The sequence below is a fragment of the Gordonia phthalatica genome (assembly GCF_001305675.1).
Lineage (GTDB): Bacteria > Actinomycetota > Actinomycetes > Mycobacteriales > Mycobacteriaceae > Gordonia > Gordonia phthalatica.
On the sequence record NZ_CP011853.1, the window covers coordinates 2,727,591 to 2,745,024 of the forward strand.

The window sequence follows — 17,434 nt, forward strand, 5'->3', positions numbered from 1 at the left end:
CCGAGCGTCGATCCGTCGACGTCGGACGCATGCCGCACACCGCGTCACGGCGCGAAACGTGCACCGTAGACTGGCAGCCATGGCGAAGGCGCAAGACAAGTCGAGTAAAGAGGCGAAGGCCGCGGCGAAGGCCGCCCGCAAGGTGGCGAGCAGGGAACGCAGGCAGCAGATCTGGCAGGCGTTCCAGATGCAGCGGAAGGAGGACAAGCTCCTCATCCCGCTGATCGTCGGCATCATCGTCGTGTCGTTGGCGGTCTTCCTGCTGCTCGGCGAATTCGTCTTCGGCAGCATCTGGCTCGGCCTTCCGCTGGGTCTGATCTTCGGCGTCATGCTCTCGTTCCTCCTGTTCGGCCGTCGCGTCCAGAAGAGCGTCTACAAGAAGGCCGAGGGCCAGCCCGGTGCCGCAGGCTGGGCGCTGAGCAACATCCGCGGCCAGTGGCGCGTCCAGCAGGCCATCACCGGCACCTCGCACCTCGACGCCGTGCACCGCGTCATCGGCAAGCCCGGCGTGATCCTCGTCGGCGAGGGCTCCCCCAGCCGCGTCCGTCCCCTGGTCGCACAGGAGAAGAAGAAGGCGGCCCGGGTCGTCGGCGACACCCCGATCTACGACATCATCGTCGGCGACGGCGACGGCGAGATCCCGCTGTCGAAGCTGGAACGACACATCCGCAAGCTGCCGAGCAACATCGACAAGAAGCGCATGGATGCCCTCGAAGGCCGCCTGTCGGCGCTGAAGGCCAAGGGCGGCTCCGGTCCGGCGATGCCGAAGGGCCCGATGCCGCAGGGTGCCAAGATGCGCAACGTCGCGCGCACCACCCGCCGCAAGGGCGGCGGCGCATAGCCCGTGACAACGGGTGGGCTCAGCACTCACCGCTCCTGTGCCGCATCGCGTGACCGAGTTCGGGTCGCGCGGTGCGGCACAGTTCATTTCGCCTCCCACCCACCGGAACCGCGGCTACCCTGACTGCCGAGAGGGTGCGACGGTTCAGGAGACAGTCCCCGAACGAGGAGCGATGAATGACCGACCTTGACCGCTACGGCCCCTGGGCACTGATCGTCGGAGGCTCCGAGGGGGTGGGCGCGGCATTCGCCCGCAGCCTGGCCGCCGACGGCTTCGGCGTCGTGCTCGTCGCCCGCAACGCCGAGCGGCTGGAAGCGGCCGCCGAGGAGGTCCGGGCCGCCGGCGCCGAGGTGCGGACCGTTCCGCTCGACCTCCTGGCCGACGACGCCGTCGACCGGTTGATCGCCGCGACCGCAGACCTCGAGATCGGCCTGCTGATCCTCAACGCGGGCGCCAACACGTACGGCAACGAGTTCATCGGCGGCGACCTCGCCAAGCACACCGAGGTCCTCGACCTCAACGTGACCCGCCAGCTGCCGCTCGTCAGCCATTTCGGTGACGCCATGGTGCAGCGCGGGCGCGGCGGCATCATCCTCGTCGGCTCGATCTCCGGGTACGCCGGTTCGGCCCGCGAGGGCATCTACGCGGCGTCGAAGGCCTTCCTCCGGGTCTTCGCGGAAGGCCTGTGGGTGGAGTCGAAGCCGCGCGGCGTCGACGTCCTGCATCTGGTCCTCGGGCTGACCCGCACTCCGGCGATGCAGCGCAAGGGTCTCAACTTCGACGCCCCCGGCGTGCCGGTCTCCGATCCGGACGACGTCGCCGCCGAAGGCCTCGACCACCTGGCCGACGGCCCCGTCTGGGTCACCTCGATCAACCAGGAGACGGCCGTCGAACGCTCGGTGGCGCTCGACCGCGGCGCCGTGATCCTGAAGTCCATCGAGGACATCAAGAAGATCGTCGGAAACCTCTGATGTTCGTCGGGCTCGGGCTTCCGGTCGTCACCGCGTATCCGCCGACCACGCAGGCGTGGGAGGCCGACGCGGGCATCGCCGAACTGGCGACGGTCGCCCGAGCCGCCGACGAGCTCGGCTATCACCACGTCACGTGCAGCGAGCACGTGGCTGTTCCGGTCGATGTCGCCGCCGTCCGCGGCGGCGTCTACTGGGATCCCCTGGCCACTTTCGGCTATCTCGCCGCCGTCACCCGGCAGATCCGGTTCGCGACCAGCGTTCTGGTCCTCGGCTACCACCATCCGCTGGAAGTCGCGAAGCGATACGGCACGCTCGACCAGGTCTCCGGCGGTCGACTGGTCCTCGGCGTCGGGGTGGGCAGCCTGCAGGAGGAGTTCGACCTCCTGGACGCCCCGTTCGACGGTCGCGGTGCCCGCGCCGACGACGCCCTCGCCGCCATCCGGTCCGCGTTCGGCACCGGCACACCGACCCACCACGGCCCGTTCTACTCCTACGACGGCCTGATGGTGGAGCCGCACGCCGTGCAGGACCGGGTCCCGGTGTGGGTCGGCGGCCGCACCCGCCGCGCTCTGCGGCGCGCCGTCGCACTCGGCGACGGCTTCAGCCCGTTCGCGCTGTCCGACGACGAGATCCGCGCGATGCTCGCGACCGTCGACCTGCCCGACGGCTTCGACGTCGTCCTCACCAGCGGCCTGCTGGATCCGCTCGGCGATCCGGACGGCACGCGTCGTCGGCTCGACGGCCTCCGCGAGGCCGGCGCGACCGTCACCACCGCTTCGCTGACCGCGTCGAGCGTCGCGCACTACGTCGATCAGCTCGCCGAACTCCAGTCCCTGGCGGCCACGGTCGGCGCACACTTCACCCCCGCACCGAAGGACCTCCCGTGAGCCCCGATCCCGTGACCGTCGACGACCGCCTCGCCGCCCTCGAAGCACGCTTGAACCTGGTCGAGGACCGCCTGGCCATCACCGACCTCATCTACCGGTACGGACCGGCCATCGACACCGGTTCGGTCGACGACGTCCTCGCACTGTTCACCGCCGACGGCGTCTACGACGTCGACACCGGCCTGCTCTCCGGCGCGGACGAGATCGCGGCGATGATCGGCGGCGACATGCACCAGGGGTTCATCCGCCAGGGATGCAGCCACCTCATGAGCGCACCGCAGATCAACATCGACGGCGACGCCGCCAGCGTGGTCAGCTATTCGCAGCTGGTGCTGCGCGAGCCCGACGGCGACGGCTTCACCGTCTTCCGCACCACTGTCAACCACTGGCGGCTGGTGCGGACCGACGACGGCTGGCGGGTGGCGCACCGGACCGCCCGGAAGGTCGACGGCTCCGACGAGGTGCGCGCGCTACTCGGCTCCCACTCCGGGACGCACTGAGCGAAGCTGCTCGGTCCGCGTCACGCGGTAGTGCGCCGGTTCGGGCTCGGCGAGCATCGCGTCGAGCGTCGCGCGGTCGAAGGGCCACAGGTCCACCACCCCGGATTCGGTGAAATACCAGGAGTTGCATCCGCCGGTATTCCAGATCGTCGGCTCCAGCGCCTCTCGGACCTGGGCGTTGAACTCGGCGGTCGCCTCCTCGGTCACCTCGATGCGGTCGGCGTCGCCGCGACGGAAGGCGTCGAACCACGACACCAGGTACCGTGCGGTCTTCTCCGCGGTGTGCTGCAGCGAGATGGAGCCGGTCGGCGAGTTGGGGCCGAGGACCGTGAACAGGTTCGGGAAGCCCGGGATCGCGGTCATCCGGTAGGCGCGCGGGCCTTCGGCCCACGCCTCGTCGATGGTGAGTCCGTCACGTCCGACCACCGTCATCGGCCGCATGTAGTCATGCGCGCGGAATCCGGTGGCGAGGACGATGACGTCCACGTCGTGGCGGGTGCCGTCCGCGGTCACGATGCCGTCGGGTGTCACCTCGACGATCGCATCGGTGATCAGCTCGGCGTTGTCGGCGCGGATCGCACGGTAGTACGTTCCCGAAACCACCTGACGTTTGCACAGCGGCTGGTAGTCGGGTGTCAGATCCTCGCGCAGCGCATCGTCGGAGATCTGGGCGCGCAGAGACAGTCGTGCATACTTCTGGACCGCGTGGCGACGCCAAGTGTCGTTGCGGACGATGTCGGCCAGGATGCCCGAGCCCCACAGCAGTCCCCGGTACAGGGCGTCGTGCGCGGCCGGGAAAGCCTTCAGCACAGTGCCCGCGAGCGGTACCTGAGGCAGGCTCATGGGCGCCCACAGGATCCACTGCGGAGTCCGGGTGAAGTGGGTGATCGTCGCGGCGCGCGGCTGCAGCGCCGACACCACCTGCACGCCGGTGGAGCCGGTGCCGATCACCGCGATCCGCTTGCCGTCGGTGGCGAGGTCGTCGTCCCAGCGCGCGGTGTGGACCACCGGCCCGGCGAAGGTGTCGAGTCCGGGGATGTCGGGGATCGACGGGTTCTGCAGGACGCCGGTCGCGCAGACCACGAAGTCGGCGGTCAGCTCCTCGCCGGGCCTCTCGTCGTCACCGGCCAGGGTGACCGTCCAGGTGCCGGCCGCGTCGTCGAACACCGCGCCGGCGACCTCGGTGTTCAACCGGATCCGGTCCATCAGCCCGAAGCGTTCGGCGACGTCGCGGTGGTAGCGCTGGATCTCCGGTCCGCTGGACCAGATCTTCGACCAGTCCGGTTTCGGGGCGAACCCGAACTGATAGATCTGCGACGGGACGTCGCAGGTGAGTCCCGGATAGTGGTTCCAGTGCCAGACGCCGCCGACGTCGGAGCCCTTCTCCAGGACGGTGAAGTCGGTGAATCCGGCCTTCTGCAGGACGTACGCGGTGGTGATGCCCGCGACCCCCGCTCCGATCACGATGATGCGCGGTTCGCGCACGGCCTCCATCTTCGCCGCGGTCATCGTGTCTCCTCCAGTGCCTGTGACACGGTCGCCACGACCGTCCGTCGAGCGGAGTCGAACGCCTGCTCGCGGCGGTTCCGATTCATGAAATTGCTGCCCAGCGCCGCCATGTCGTCGCGGCTCGGGGCGATGTGGACGACGCGGGTGCCGCGCCGACGGACCGTCTCGATCTCGGCGTCGAGAACCGCAGACATCGGTCGCCGCAGAACGGCGTGCTCCAGCCGTCCGCCGAGGCCCGGAGCACGGACCGACGGGGCCGAGGCCATCGGGGTGATGAGGTAGATCAGGTCGGCCTCGTCGGGGCCGACCAGATCCACGGAGGCAGTCGACGCGGCTCCGCCGTCCACATAGGTGCGACCGTCGATCGTCACCGGCGGCATCCACGCGGGGATCGCCCACGAGGCGCGCAGCGCTTCACCGGCCGTCGCAGGAGGCGCACCCGGTGCGCCGAAGGCGATGCGTTCGCCGTCGTCGACGCGACACGCGACCATGCGGGTTCCGGGATGCTCCACCCAGTCGCCGTCGGCGGTGACCGCGTCGGCGAGCCGCTGGAGCCAAGATGCGTCGCCGCGGCCGCGGGGCGCGATCCCGACCAGTTTGGCGTGCCCTCCCCCGCGGGTCCACAGCGATGACGGGGTCAACGTCTGCGGGCCGGGGATCCGCGGGAGGCTCGGCGGGGTGTCGGCGAGGTGCCGTTCCAGGATGGAGCTGGTCGGTCTGCCCGCCTGCATGTCGACGAGGTCGGATGGGGTGAAGCCGCCGCCGAGCATCGTCACCATCTCCGCACCGGCGGAGGTGCCCTGCAGGACCGCGGCATCGGCGGGGTCCCAGCCGGTCTGCCTGGTCAATTCGTCGAGTGCCGCGATGGCCCAGGCACCGCCGATGGTGCCGCCGCAGCCGATCACGAGGGCCGTGTCAGACATCGGCGTTCTCCTTCGCATGCTCGCGCGTCTGCCGTCCGAGGCGAGTGAGGTATGCGGCTCGGCCGACCGGATCCAATGCCAGGGCCTGCCCGTGGTTCACGAGTTCGCGGGCCACCCGCTCCACCGATTCCGGCACGAACTGGTCCGCCAGCAGCCAGCCGGGCAGCGTCCAGCCCGGGACGGACGACCGCGCTGCGCGCGTCCGGACGGTCCGCAGGATCGCGCGCACCACGTCCTCCGGGTCGACGGTCGGGAGTGCGCCGCCGAGGTCGGCGCCCGACGCGAGTTCGGTGCGGACCGCGGACGGCAGGATGGCGGACACGGTGACCCCGGTGCCGTCGTACTCGCGCCGCGCCGCGAGGGACGCGCCGTAGGCGGCGTACTTGCTGGCGTTGTACGTGACCATGCCGGGCAGCGGCAGCACCCCTGCCATCGAGGCGATGTTGACGATGTGCCCGCGGCCCGCGGCGACCATGCTCGGCAGGACCGCGTGCATGCCGTTCAACACGCCCTTCACGTTCACGTCGAGGATCAGGTCCGTCGTGGCGGCAGCCTCGTCGACGAACGGCCCGGTCGGCATCACGCCGGCGTTGTTCACCAGGAAGTCGATCCGGCCCTCCGCGGCGAGGACCTCGTCCACGCCTGCGCGCCATGCGTCGCGGTCGGTCACATCGAGGCGGAGGGATCGCCCACCGATCGACGCGGCGACCTGCTCGGCGACATCGGCGTCTACGTCGGTGACCCACACCCGCGCTCCCCGCTCGGCGAACGCCCGCGCGGCGGTCGCTCCGATGCCGCGGCCCGCACCGGTGATGACGACGACCGCCTCGTCCAGCTCGATGCGCGGGTTCGCTCGGGCGTACGAGCCCGGGACCAGTGCACTCAGCATGTCGGCGAACTGCATGCTTCCCACCTCTCCTCAACGATGACATTCACCGTTGGCATCGATCATCACGTGAATACCGAGAGTATGTCAATACTTGGAGTATGCGGATACTCGGAGTTCATCGAATGTATGATCCGCCGCATGACCAGGATCAGTCGCGCCGAACAACGGGAGCAGACCCGCGCCGCCCTGCTGGCGACGGCCCGCGAGCAGTTCCTGACCTCCGGCTACGCCGCGACGAGCCTCGACGCGATCGCCGAGGGCGCGGGATTCTCCAAGGGGGCCGTCTACTCGAACTTCAAGGACAAGCCGACCCTGTGCATGGCGGTGCTCGAGGACATCCACCGCGAGAAGCTCGGCGAGATCCGCAGCATCGTCGAGCGCGGGGACGACCTCGCGGCGATGCTCGACGCCTTCGCCGACTGGGTACGCGCCACGATCGGCGACGTCGACTGGACGATGCTCGAGTTGGAGTTCGTCGCCCTCTCCCGCCGCAGCCCCGATCAGCTGGCGATGATCGTCGCACTGCGCGAAGGCGCCCGCGACAGCCTGGCCGAGCTGCTCGCCTCGGTCCTCGGCGACGCCGTCGAACTCCTCGATCGTGCTGCCGAGGAGACGCCCGGCCTCCCCGACCGTCGCGAGGTGGCCGATCTGCTGTTGAGCACCGGGATCGGGCTCGGGATTCAGCGCGCTCTGGATCCTGCCGTATCCGTGGAACCGGCGATCGCCGTCATCAACGCGGCGTTCGCGGCCTTCACCGAGACCGCGACCGAGGCCATGACCGTCATCGAGTCTGAATGATCGCCGTTCCCGTGGCACGGTCGTGCATGGCACGACCGTTGTAGTCGTTGATCAGCGCGGGAACCACGAACAGCAGGATCACCTGCCGACCGAGGGCCCGGACGACGCCGACCGCGGCGGGCCGCTCCTGCCCCGAGGCCTCCGCCTCCGCGCGTTCGGAGCCGAGGTCGACGCGCGCGACACGGGTTCCGACGATGAACTGACCGGGCGTGAATCCGAACAGCGACACCGCGAGAACGCCGATCACCCACCAGATGATCAATTGCGGTGTCCCGGCCTCCCGCACCGTCATCTCCAGGCTCGACGCCATCTCGTGGGCGGGCTGCACGCCGACGATCGCGATGGCGATGCCGCCGGCGATCAGCCAGTCGAGAAGCAGCCCCAGGACGCGATGCCAGCCACCGGCCAGTGCACCCGGCCCCGATGCCGGCAGCCCCAGGTCCTGGCCGCGGTACTCGTTGTCGTCGGCTCCCGGAAACTGCGGGCCCGACAGCCAGGTACCCGTCGCGCGTGCCACTATCTGCCTCCTCGGGAAACGGTCATGCAGCCAATCCTAACGAGCGTGGGCCTGTCACCTAATCACGTGACTCCGGCCACACGAATTCCTGGAAAATGCTGCTTTTCGTTACCTGACGGGTGTCTCTGTAACAAAGGAGAAACATTGGATCAACGCACGAGCAACGTCGTCTCCGTAATCTGTTCAACGAGATCGCCGCACGACCAGCCGAGTCTGCGGCGTCGCGGTCAGACACACTTCTGGCCACGTCTTCATCAAGAAGGAGTCAGGCGAACCGTGTACAACACGAACGAGGAACTGCTCGAGGGAATCAAGGCAGAAGGTGTCGAGTACGTCGACATCCGCTTCTGCGACCTGCCGGGAACCATGCAGCACCTGTCCATCCCGGCCCACGCATTCACCGAGGACGTCTTCGAAGACGGTCTGGCGTTCGACGGCTCGTCGATCCGCGGCTTCCAGTCCATCGACGAGTCCGACATGATGCTGCTCCCCGACCCGGCGACTGCGCGCATCGATCCGTTCCGCAAGGCCAAGACGATGAACATCAACTTCTTCGTCCACGACCCGTTCACCCGTGAGGCCTACAGCCGCGACCCGCGCAACGTGGCCCGCAAGGCACAGGACTACCTGGCCTCCACCGGCATCGCCGACACCTGCTTCTTCGGCGCCGAAGCCGAGTTCTACATCTTCGACTCGGTGTCGTTCAGCTCCGACATCAACGGCACCCACTACGAGGTCGAGTCCGAGTCCGGCTGGTGGAACGCCAAGAACCAGACCAACCCCGACGGCACCCCGAACCGCGGCTACAAGGTCCGCCAGAAGGGCGGCTACTTCCCGGTGGCCCCGTACGACCACTACGTGGACCTGCGCGACGAGATGTCGTCCGCGCTGACCGACTCCGGCTTCGAGTTGGAGCGCGCGCACCACGAGGTCGGCACCGGCGGTCAGACCGAGATCAACTACAAGTTCAACACGCTGCTGCACGCCGCCGACGACGTCCAGCTGTTCAAGTACGTCACCAAGAACGTCGCGTGGCAGAACGGCAAGAGCGTCACCTTCATGCCGAAGCCGCTGTTCGGCGACAACGGTTCGGGCATGCACGCTCACCAGTCGCTGTGGAAGGACGGCAAGCCGCTGTTCCACGACGAGTCCGGATACGCCGGCCTGTCGGACATGGCCCGCTATTACATCGGCGGCATCCTGCACCACGCACCGAGCCTGCTCGCCTTCACCAACCCGACCATCAACTCGTACAAGCGCCTGGTCAAGGGCTACGAGGCGCCGATCAACCTGGTGTACAGCCAGCGCAACCGCAGCGCCTGCGTCCGCATCCCGGTCACCGGCAACAACCCGAAGGCCAAGCGCATCGAGTTCCGCTGCCCCGACAGCTCCGGCAACCCGTACCTGGCGTTCGCCGCGATGATGATGGCCGGCCTGGACGGCATCAAGAACCGCATCGAGCCGCACGAGCCCGTCGACAAGGACCTCTACGAGCTTCCGCCGGAGGAGGCCAAGGGCATCCCGCAGGCCCCGACGTCGCTGTCGGAGGTCATCGACAACCTGGAGCGCGACCACGACTACCTGACTCAGGGCGGCGTGTTCACCGAGGACCTGATCGAGACGTGGATCGCCCTGAAGCGTGAGAACGAGATCGAGCCGATCCAGATCCGTCCGCACCCCTACGAATTCGATCTGTACTACGACTGCTGATCCGAGCACTTCGGATCACTCACCGCCGATGGGGCGCGAGGGCACTTCCCTCGCGCCCCATCGGCGTTCCTGGATTCGCGGCGGGTCGCCGCCCGCTGATAGCGTCCGAATCCACAGGAAGCAGCCACACACGGGGCAGCCACACACGGAGAGGACGGCCTTCGATGGGACGCCACGGCACACGCCGCCGCGAACCGCGCGGTGCGCTGCCTCGTCGACGCGGACTGATCGCCGCCGTCACCGCGGCCGCCGTGGTCGCCGCCGCGGTCACCGCCGTCGTGCTGCTGCGCGACGACACCGAGCAGTCCCCCGCGTCGCCACCCGTCCTGTCCGAGCAGGAACTCCGCACCTCGTTCGACGCCTTGAAGCTGCCCGCGGGCACCGGCTTGGCGCTGGTGCCGGTCGGGGCGTCGACGCCGATCCTCCTCGGCGAGACCGGCACCCAGAACGCGTGGTCGGTCATCAAGGTTCCGCTCGCGTTGGCCGCCGAGCGCAAGCACGGCATGTCGAAGCAGGAGATGACGGCCGTCGTCGACTCCGACAACGCCTCGGCGCGCATCCTGACCAAGTCGCTCGGGTCGCCGGCCGACGCCACCGCTGCCCTCTCGTCGGTCCTGCGCGAGGGTCGCGACACGACCACCGTGCTGCCCACCGCGCCGCCGGGCGTCCACCCCCACTTCGGCGAGACCCGCTGGGCACCCGCCGACGCCGCCGTGTGGACCGCCCAGTTGCCGTGCATGCTCGGCAGCGAGCACGTGCTCAGCCTGATGACCGGGGTCGCGCCGAACCAGCGGTGGGGCCTGATGCGCGTCCCCGGACAGGTGTCGGCGAAGGGCGGCTGGGGCATCGAGTCCGACGGCGGCTACCTGGTGCGGCAGATCGGCGTCATCACCCGTCCTGACGGCGCTCGGGTGGCCGCCTCCATCAGCGCCCACCGTCCCCGGATGGCGTTCCGGCAGGGCACCGCGACGCTCGACCGCGTCGGCGACTGGTTGACCCGACACGTCGGATCGTTGCCGGGCGGCGACTGCTAACCTCGCGCCATGATGCGCAAGTCCTCGATTCTGCTGTCCGTCGCCGCCGCGTCCACCCTGCTGGTGACCGGCTGCTCGTCCGACAGCACCGATGCCGCGCCCACCAGTCTGGAGATCACCCGTCCCTCGCCGATCATGGACGGCGGTGTCTGCCCCGAGAACGATCCGCCCGCAGGCACCCAGCCCCAGTGGCAGCTCGACGGCGCCACCGGCAGCCTGGCCGTCGCCGGGTCCACCGCCGACGCGGGCCCGCTGATCAAGGTGACCACGCCGCTGACGGTGAACGAGACCCAGGTCAAGACCCTCACCCCGGGCACCGGCCAGGAGGTGACCGACGACTCCGCCGTCAACGTCTGCTACGAGGGCGTCAACGGCCGCGACGGCGAGGCCTTCGACAGCTCGTACCAGAAGGGGACGCCGACACGATTGCGGCCTGATTCCGTCATCCCTGGTATGCGGCAAGCACTCCTCGGGCAGCGCGTCGGGGCGAATGTCGCGGTCGTGATGACGCCCGCCGACTGCTACCCGACCGGGACCCCCGACGGCACCATCCGCGCGGGCGACTCCATCGTCTTCGTCCTCAAGATCATGGCCGCGGAACGCGACAGCGCCGACGGAAGCTAGGCTGACGGACCATGAAGCTCAAGGCAATGAAGCTCAAGGCTGCGGTCCTGGTTCCGCTCGCTGCGGGGGCCCTGGTCCTGACCGGATGCTCCACCGATTCGACTGCAACCGAGACTGCAGTCAACACGTCCTCATGCGCGCCGACTCCTGAGAAGGTCGACGGCGCACCCGATTGGACAGTCAACGGCACCGAGGGCAAGGCGCTATTCACCGTCACTGACGACAAGACAAACGCCGCACCGAAGATTCAGCTAACGACGCCCTTCAAAGTCGACAAGACCCAGGTGAAAACCCTGATCGCAGGAAGTGGCGAGCTGGTGACCGAATCGTCCACCGCGATCGTCTGCTACGAAGGCGTCAACGGCCGTGACGGCAAGGTCTTCGACAGCGCCTATCAGAGCCGCACACCGGCCCCGCTCCCCGCGTCGCGTCTCGTCCCTGGCTTCACGCAGGCCCTCGTCGGCCAGAAGGTCGGCTCCACCGTCGCCGTGGTAATCACATCCGCAGACGGTTACGCCGAGGGTAATCCCGATGCGGGAATCGAACCCGGCGACACCATCGTCTTCGGCCTGAAGATCCTGGCCGCGCAGTAGCGCACCACGCATCCCTCGTCGCGGATCAGCGGAGTCTCGTCGGGCTCAGCTGATCCGCGACGGCGTCAGCGACCGGATGAACTCCGGTGCGCCGCCCGTGCGACGCAGCACGGGCGAGCCGAAGAACGGCGACACCAGCCGGCACGGCACCACCCGCACGTCCTCGCCTTCGAGCGCGTTGATGACCATCGCGGCGGCTCGCGGTGAACCGCAGATCCCGAGATGGTCGGAGAAGTCGCGCGGGCAGCCGTCCTGCAGCACGATGTTGACGACGTCGTCGTCGGGCCCGCCCGGCACCTGCCCCGACGTGTACGGGCGCACCAGTTCGTCGTGCACCGTCGAGATGTTGGTGTACTGAATGCCCGGCACGTAGGGCCCGCCGCCCGAGTTGAGCTCCTCGATGAAGTGCGATCCCTCCATCATCTGCGGCAGCGCCTGGCATGGGATGACGGCACCGACGTCGATGCCGAAGCGCTCCTGCAGTTCGGCCGCGACCGGGCGTGCCCGCGCCAGCGCGCTGGTGCCCTGCCACAGCGGAGCGAGGGACACATAGCGGCGGATCGTGCCCTGCCCGCCGAGGAACTTGGCCCAGTAGTTCGGGACGATGGTGCCCTGCGAGTGCCCGACCACGTCGACCTGATCCGCACCGGTCGACGCCAGCACCCGCTTGACGAAGTCGCCGAACTCGGCGGCGCTGTCCTCGATGCGGGCCATGCCGCCCAGTGCGGAGATCGGCCACTTGGAGCCGGGCAGGGCTCCGTAGGTGAGGGTGAAGACCGAGAAGCCGGCGTCGGTCAGCAGCGGCACATAGGTTCCCCAGTTGGTCTGCGCGCCGCCCGCCGTCCCGTGCATCAGGATCACCGGCACCGGATGCTCGGGATCGCACGGTCGGCCCCACCGGTTGGCGCCGGGCAACGAGCCGCCCGGATCGGCCAACTCCGGGCCGATGCCCGAGAAGAAGTCGTAGACGATCCGATTGGACGCCTGTTGCTTCTCGTCGCCGATCTCCACCAGCCGCTCCAGCGGCAACCTGCTCATGGCGGCGCGCCCCAGCTTGAGAGCCGGTGCCGAGATCGCCTGTCCCACGCGTATTCCCGTGGTCACGGCATCGGAGACCGGGCGGCCCCATCGGCCCTGGAGGACGTTCATGCGTGCAGCGTACGTGATCCCGCGATTGCGGCTAACCGTCGAACACCTCGGTGACGACGGTCTTGGCCCGCCGAGTCACCCGCATGTAGTGCTCCAGGAATTCCTGCGCCTCGTCCTGCGACCAGCCCGCGGCGTAGGCCACCGACCGGAGTGCGCGGCCCGGCCCCGGCAGCTGGTCGACGGGCTTGCCGCGCACCAGCACCAGGGCGTTGCGCGCCTTGGTCGCTGTCAGCCAGGCATCCTTGAGCCTCTCGACCTGGTCCTCGGTGAGCAGCTCCAGTTCGCCGATCGCGTCCAGGGTCTCGAGCGTCGACGTGTTGTGCAGCTCCGGATGCTTGTGCGCATACCGCAGCTGAGTCAGCTGGACCGTCCACTCGACGTCGGCGAGACCGCCGCGTCCGAGTTTGGTGTGCGTCGCCGGATCGGCACCGCGCGGCAGCCGCTCGGAGTCGATGCGCGCCTTGATGCGCCGGATCTCCCGCACCGCGTCGGGCGAGACGCCGCCCTCCGGGTAGCGGGTCACATCGATCATGTGCAGGAATCTCAAGCCTAGGTCGGCGTCGCCGGCGACGGCGTTCGCACGCAGGAGTGCCTGGACCTCCCACGACTCGGCCCATTGCCGGTAGTACGCCTCGTAGGACGCGAAGGTCCGGACGATCGGCCCGTTCTTCCCCTCCGGCCGCAGACCCACGTCCACTTCGAGCGGCGGGTCGGCGCTGGGCGTGCCGAGCAGCTTGCGTACGCGGTCGGCCACCGACTGCGACCACTTGAGGGCCTCGGATTCTTCGACGCCGTCGCGCGGTTCGCAGACGAACAGCACATCGGCGTCGGATCCGTAGCCGAGTTCGCCGCCGCCGAGGCGGCCCATCCCGATCACCGCGATGGTGGCGGGTGCCTGCTGACCGTCGGTCAGGCTCCACGCGATCACCTTGTCGAGCGCGGCCCCGAGGACCGCTGCCCACACGGTGGACAGCGCACGGCAGACCTCCTGCACGCTCATCAGCCCGAGCAGGTCGGCCGATGCGATACGGGCCAGTTCGGCGCGCCGGTGCGACCGCGCGACGGCGATCGCCCGATCCAGGTCCGCGGCCCGCATCGTCGACGCGACGAGGCCCTTGACGACGTCCACCGAGTCCACCTCGACCAGCTTGGGTCCGGTGGCACCCGACGAGTACAGCTGGATGACGTCCGGCGAGCGCATGAGCAGGTCGGCGATGTACTCGCTGGTGCCGAGGACGTGCATCAGCCGTTCGGCGACGACGGCGTCGTCGCGCAGGAGCCGGAGGAACCAGGAGACGCCGACCACCTCGTCGCACAGCCGCCGGTAGTTCAGCAGGCCCGCGTCGGGGTCCGGGGTGGAGCTGATGTGCTCCAGCAGGCTCGGCAGGATCAGCATCTGGATCTGGCCGCTGCGCCCCGGTTCGGATCCGAGGACGCGGATGTGCGCCAACGCGCGGTCCGGGAAGGCCCAGCCGAGGACGCCGAGCTGTCGTTTCGCGGACTCGTCCGACAGTCGCAGCGCGCCCTTGTCGAGCCGCGCCACCGATTCCAGCAGCGGTCGGTAGAAGAGCTTCTCGTGCAGTTGCCGCACTCGGGTCCGCTGCTTGCGGAGTTCGCGGAGCAGGACCTCGACGACGTCCTTGTCCCGTTCGGGTCGCACGTGCGCGGCGCGCGCGAGCCATCGCACCGCCGGTTTGTCGTCGAGGTCCGGCAGGAGGTGCGTGCGCTGCAGTCGCTGCAGCTGCAGTCGGTGTTCCAGGAGGCGCAGGAACTGGTACGACGCCGAGAAGTTGGCGCCGTCGTCGCGGCCGATGTAGCCGCCGTCGGTCAGTGCGGCGAGGGCGTCGACCGTCGACTGCACGTGGAGGCTGGTGTCGACGCGGCCGTGCACCATCTGCAGCAACTGGACCGCGAACTCCACGTCGCGGAGGCCGCCCCGCCCGAGCTTGATGTTGCGGGTCTTCTCGTCGGCGGGCACCAGCGACTCCACGCGGCGGCGCATGGCCTGGGTCTCGACGACGAAGTCGTCCCGCTCGGACGCGTCCCACACCATCGACGACGTGGCCTCGATGTAGGCGGCGCCCAGTTTCATGGAACCGGTCATCGCTCGTGCCTTCAGCAGAGCTTGGAACTCCCACGTCTTGGCCCAGCGCCGGTAGTAGGCGACGTGCGACTCCAGGGTCCGAGTCAGCGCACCTCGCTTGCCCTCGGGGCGCAGCGCCGCGTCGACGTCGAAGAAGGCGACGGATCCGACCCGCATCATCTCGCCTGCGATGCGCGCCGACGCCGAGTCGGCCGGTTCGGCGACGAACACGACGTCCACGTCGCTGACGTAGTTCAGTTCGCGGGCACCGCATTTGCCCATCGCGATGACCGCCAGCTCGATCTCCAGTGGCTTCGCGGACTCGTCGCCCACCGGCCCGAGAACGGTCGCGATCCCCACCGCGAGTGCCGCGGTCAGGGCTGCGTCGGCGAGATCCGACAGGCGGCCGCCCACCTCGGGGAGGTACAGGACGGGTTCGTCCTCGACCGTCGAGGCTAGGTCGTGCGCCGCCAGGATGAGCAGCTGATCGCGGTAGGCGTGCTGCAGTGCCAGCACCGCGTCGGGTCCGACCAGACGTGAGCGGTACAGCAGGTCGCCGCGCTCGAGTGCTCCCGGCTCAGGCGCCGCCTCCACCGCCGTCAGCAGTGACTGCCGCACCGAGACCTCGTCGGGCAAGGTGTCGTCGAGCAGCAGGCGCCAGGTCCCGCGCTGCGCGATCAGATGGTCACCGAGCGCATCCGAGCCGCCGAGCACCGACAGCACCCGACCGCGGAAGCTCTTGTCGGACCGCAGCAGGCGGTCGAGTTCCGGCCACCCGTCGAGGTCCGCGTCGCGCAGCCGGATCAGCGCGCCGAGCGCCAGGTCCGCGTCGGGCGCACGCGAGAGCGACCACAGCAGGTTGATCGAGTCCTCGCCAGTCCATCCGAGCTGTGCGAGGAGTTCACGCGCCTCGGGCTGCAGGAGGCCGAGGCGGCCGGGGCTGGGAACCGCGGAACGACCGCGCGACACAGTCATGCCGGCCCCTACAGCGGAAGGTAGTTCTCGAGCTCGTACGGCGTCACGCGACCTCGGTAGTTGGCCCATTCCGCACGCTTGTTGCGCAGGAAGTAGTCGAAGACGTGCTCGCCGAGCGTCTCGGCGACGAGCTCGGACTTCTCCATCGCCACGAGCGCCTCCGACAACGACCCCGGAAGCTCCCGGTAGCCCATCGCCCGGCGTTCGGCCTCGGTGAGCGCCCACACGTTGTCCTCCGCTTCCTCGGGAAGCTCGTACTCCTCCTCGATGCCCTTGAGGCCTGCGGCCAACAGCACCGCGAACGTCAGGTACGGATTGCACGCCGAGTCGGGGGTGCGGATCTCGACGCGTCGCGACGACGACTTGTTCGGGGTGTACAGCGGAAGTCGGATCATCGCCGAGCGGTTGGCGCCGCCCCACGTCGCCGCGGTCGGTGCCTCGTCGCCGTAGATGAGTCGCTTGTAGCTGTTGACCCACTGGTTGGTGACGGCGCTGATCTCGTTGGCGTGCCGCAGGATTCCCGCGATGAACCGCTTGCCGGTGGTCGAGAGCTGCATCGGGTCGTCGGGATTGTGGAAGGCGTTGGTGTCACCCTCGAACAGGCTCATGTGCGTGTGCATCGCCGAACCCGGGTAGTCGCTGAACGGTTTGGGCATGAACGTCGCCCGCACGCCGTCGCTGAACGCGACTTGCTTCACCAGGTAGCGGAAGGTCATCACGTTGTCGGCCATCGACAGGGCGTCCGCATACCGCAGGTCGATCTCCTGCTGGCCGGGAGCACCTTCGTGATGGGAGAACTCGACGGAGATCCCCATCGCTTCAAGCGCGTCGATCGCGTGTCGGCGGAAGTTCGGCGCCAGCGCATGGAAGGCCTGGTCGAAGTAGCCGCCGCGGTCCGCCGGAACCGGGACCGAGCCGTCGATCGGCTTGTCCTCCAGGAGGAAGAACTCGATCTCCGGGTGCACGTAGCAGGTGAAGCCGAGATCGGCGGCTTTGTTCAGCTGCCTGCGCAGGACGTTGCGCGGGTCGGCCCATGACGGCGAGCCGTCGGGCATCGTGATGTCGCAGAAGATGCGCGCCGAATACAGCTCGCCCTCGTCCCGCCACGGGAGGATCTGGAAGGTCGACGGATCGGGCTTGGCGACCATGTCGGCTTCGGAGACGCGGGAGAAGCCTTCGATGGCCGAGCCGTCGAATCCGATGCCCTCTGCGAAGGCTCCTTCGAGTTCTGCAGGTGCGATGGCCACCGACTTCAGATATCCGAGGATGTCGGTGAACCACAGTCGGACGAAGCGGATGTCCCGCTCTTCGAGGGTGCGCAGCACGAATTCCTGTTGGCGGTCCATACCCGAACCTTAGAGGCCCGCGGTTACGCCCGTGTTAACCCCGCGCAGATCGCTCACCGTGTCACGGTGCCCCGTGCTCGACCCG

At 68.7% G+C, this 17,434-nt stretch carries 16 protein-coding genes; 9 read left to right on the plus strand and 7 right to left on the minus strand.

Features of this window, described 5'->3' with window-relative positions; genetic code table 11:
• The first annotated feature begins 79 nt into the window (after positions 1-79).
• From ACH46_RS12775 to ACH46_RS12790, 4 genes are all read left to right on the plus strand, one after another.
• A complete protein-coding gene (locus tag ACH46_RS12775) occupies positions 80-841 on the plus strand; it encodes a DUF4191 domain-containing protein (RefSeq protein ID WP_062393268.1) in 762 nt (253 codons plus the stop codon).
• A gap of 176 nt (positions 842-1,017) precedes the next feature.
• Positions 1,018-1,812, plus strand: coding sequence for an SDR family NAD(P)-dependent oxidoreductase (locus ACH46_RS12780; protein ID WP_062393269.1), 795 nt, complete (start codon positions 1,018-1,020; stop codon positions 1,810-1,812).
• Positions 1,812-2,699 carry an LLM class F420-dependent oxidoreductase gene (locus ACH46_RS12785; protein WP_062393270.1) on the plus strand — a complete coding sequence of 296 codons (888 nt, stop codon included), beginning with the start codon at positions 1,812-1,814 and terminating at the stop codon, positions 2,697-2,699. The genes ACH46_RS12780 and ACH46_RS12785 overlap by 1 nt, the downstream gene beginning before the upstream one ends.
• Complete coding sequence (locus ACH46_RS12790) at positions 2,696-3,199, plus strand: nuclear transport factor 2 family protein (RefSeq protein ID WP_226995612.1); 504 nt, start codon at positions 2,696-2,698, stop codon at positions 3,197-3,199. The genes ACH46_RS12785 and ACH46_RS12790 overlap by 4 nt, the downstream gene beginning before the upstream one ends.
• On the opposite strand, the gene ACH46_RS12795 is transcribed toward ACH46_RS12790, so the two are convergent.
• From ACH46_RS12795 to ACH46_RS12805, 3 genes are read right to left on the minus strand one after another with little or no spacing between them, the layout of a single operon-like run.
• On the minus strand, positions 3,170-4,693 hold the full coding sequence (locus ACH46_RS12795; RefSeq protein WP_062395383.1) for a flavin-containing monooxygenase: 1,524 nt from the start codon (positions 4,691-4,693) through the stop codon (positions 3,170-3,172). The genes ACH46_RS12790 and ACH46_RS12795 overlap by 30 nt on opposite strands.
• Before the next feature lie 11 nt (positions 4,694-4,704).
• Positions 4,705-5,631, minus strand: coding sequence for a patatin-like phospholipase family protein (locus ACH46_RS12800; RefSeq protein ID WP_062393271.1), 927 nt, complete (start codon positions 5,629-5,631; stop codon positions 4,705-4,707).
• On the minus strand, positions 5,624-6,535 hold the full coding sequence (locus ACH46_RS12805; RefSeq protein WP_082399911.1) for an SDR family oxidoreductase: 912 nt from the start codon (positions 6,533-6,535) through the stop codon (positions 5,624-5,626). The genes ACH46_RS12800 and ACH46_RS12805 overlap by 8 nt, the downstream gene beginning before the upstream one ends.
• A gap of 123 nt (positions 6,536-6,658) precedes the next feature.
• Here ACH46_RS12805 and ACH46_RS12810 point away from each other — a divergent pair, with 123 nt between their 5' ends.
• A complete protein-coding gene (locus ACH46_RS12810) occupies positions 6,659-7,318 on the plus strand; it encodes a TetR/AcrR family transcriptional regulator (protein ID WP_062395387.1) in 660 nt (219 codons plus the stop codon).
• On the opposite strand, the gene ACH46_RS12815 is transcribed toward ACH46_RS12810, so the two are convergent.
• Positions 7,302-7,835 carry an RDD family protein gene (locus ACH46_RS12815; protein WP_062393272.1) on the minus strand — a complete coding sequence of 178 codons (534 nt, stop codon included), beginning with the start codon at positions 7,833-7,835 and terminating at the stop codon, positions 7,302-7,304. The genes ACH46_RS12810 and ACH46_RS12815 overlap by 17 nt on opposite strands.
• A 276-nt stretch (positions 7,836-8,111) precedes the next feature.
• On the opposite strand from ACH46_RS12815, the gene glnA (ACH46_RS12820) reads away from it, so the two are divergent.
• The 4 genes from glnA (ACH46_RS12820) to ACH46_RS12835 all read left to right on the plus strand — a co-directional run bounded on the left by glnA (ACH46_RS12820) (position 8,112) and on the right by ACH46_RS12835 (position 11,796).
• Positions 8,112-9,545 carry a type I glutamate--ammonia ligase gene (glnA, locus tag ACH46_RS12820; protein WP_062393273.1) on the plus strand — a complete coding sequence of 478 codons (1,434 nt, stop codon included), beginning with the start codon at positions 8,112-8,114 and terminating at the stop codon, positions 9,543-9,545.
• Positions 9,546-9,709: 164 nt separating this feature from the next.
• Positions 9,710-10,579 carry a serine hydrolase gene (locus ACH46_RS12825; protein ID WP_062393274.1) on the plus strand — a complete coding sequence of 290 codons (870 nt, stop codon included), beginning with the start codon at positions 9,710-9,712 and terminating at the stop codon, positions 10,577-10,579.
• A 9-nt stretch (positions 10,580-10,588) separates the two neighbouring features.
• Positions 10,589-11,203: an FKBP-type peptidyl-prolyl cis-trans isomerase gene (locus tag ACH46_RS12830; RefSeq protein ID WP_226995613.1), complete on the plus strand. Its 615-nt coding sequence runs from the start codon at positions 10,589-10,591 to the stop codon at positions 11,201-11,203.
• A gap of 11 nt (positions 11,204-11,214) precedes the next feature.
• Positions 11,215-11,796: an FKBP-type peptidyl-prolyl cis-trans isomerase gene (locus ACH46_RS12835; RefSeq protein WP_226995614.1), complete on the plus strand. Its 582-nt coding sequence runs from the start codon at positions 11,215-11,217 to the stop codon at positions 11,794-11,796.
• Positions 11,797-11,841: 45 nt separating this feature from the next.
• Here ACH46_RS12835 and ACH46_RS12840 read toward each other — a convergent pair whose 3' ends face one another.
• The 3 genes from ACH46_RS12840 to glnA (ACH46_RS12850) are packed head-to-tail and all read right to left on the minus strand — an operon-like array spanning position 11,842 to position 17,349.
• Positions 11,842-12,945: an esterase/lipase family protein gene (locus tag ACH46_RS12840; RefSeq protein ID WP_062393275.1), complete on the minus strand. Its 1,104-nt coding sequence runs from the start codon at positions 12,943-12,945 to the stop codon at positions 11,842-11,844.
• A gap of 31 nt (positions 12,946-12,976) precedes the next feature.
• Positions 12,977-16,003: a bifunctional [glutamine synthetase] adenylyltransferase/[glutamine synthetase]-adenylyl-L-tyrosine phosphorylase gene (locus ACH46_RS12845; RefSeq protein ID WP_062393276.1), complete on the minus strand. Its 3,027-nt coding sequence runs from the start codon at positions 16,001-16,003 to the stop codon at positions 12,977-12,979.
• An 8-nt stretch (positions 16,004-16,011) separates the two neighbouring features.
• Complete coding sequence (gene glnA, locus ACH46_RS12850; RefSeq protein WP_062393277.1) at positions 16,012-17,349, minus strand: type I glutamate--ammonia ligase; 1,338 nt, start codon at positions 17,347-17,349, stop codon at positions 16,012-16,014.
• Positions 17,350-17,434: the final 85 nt, after the last annotated feature.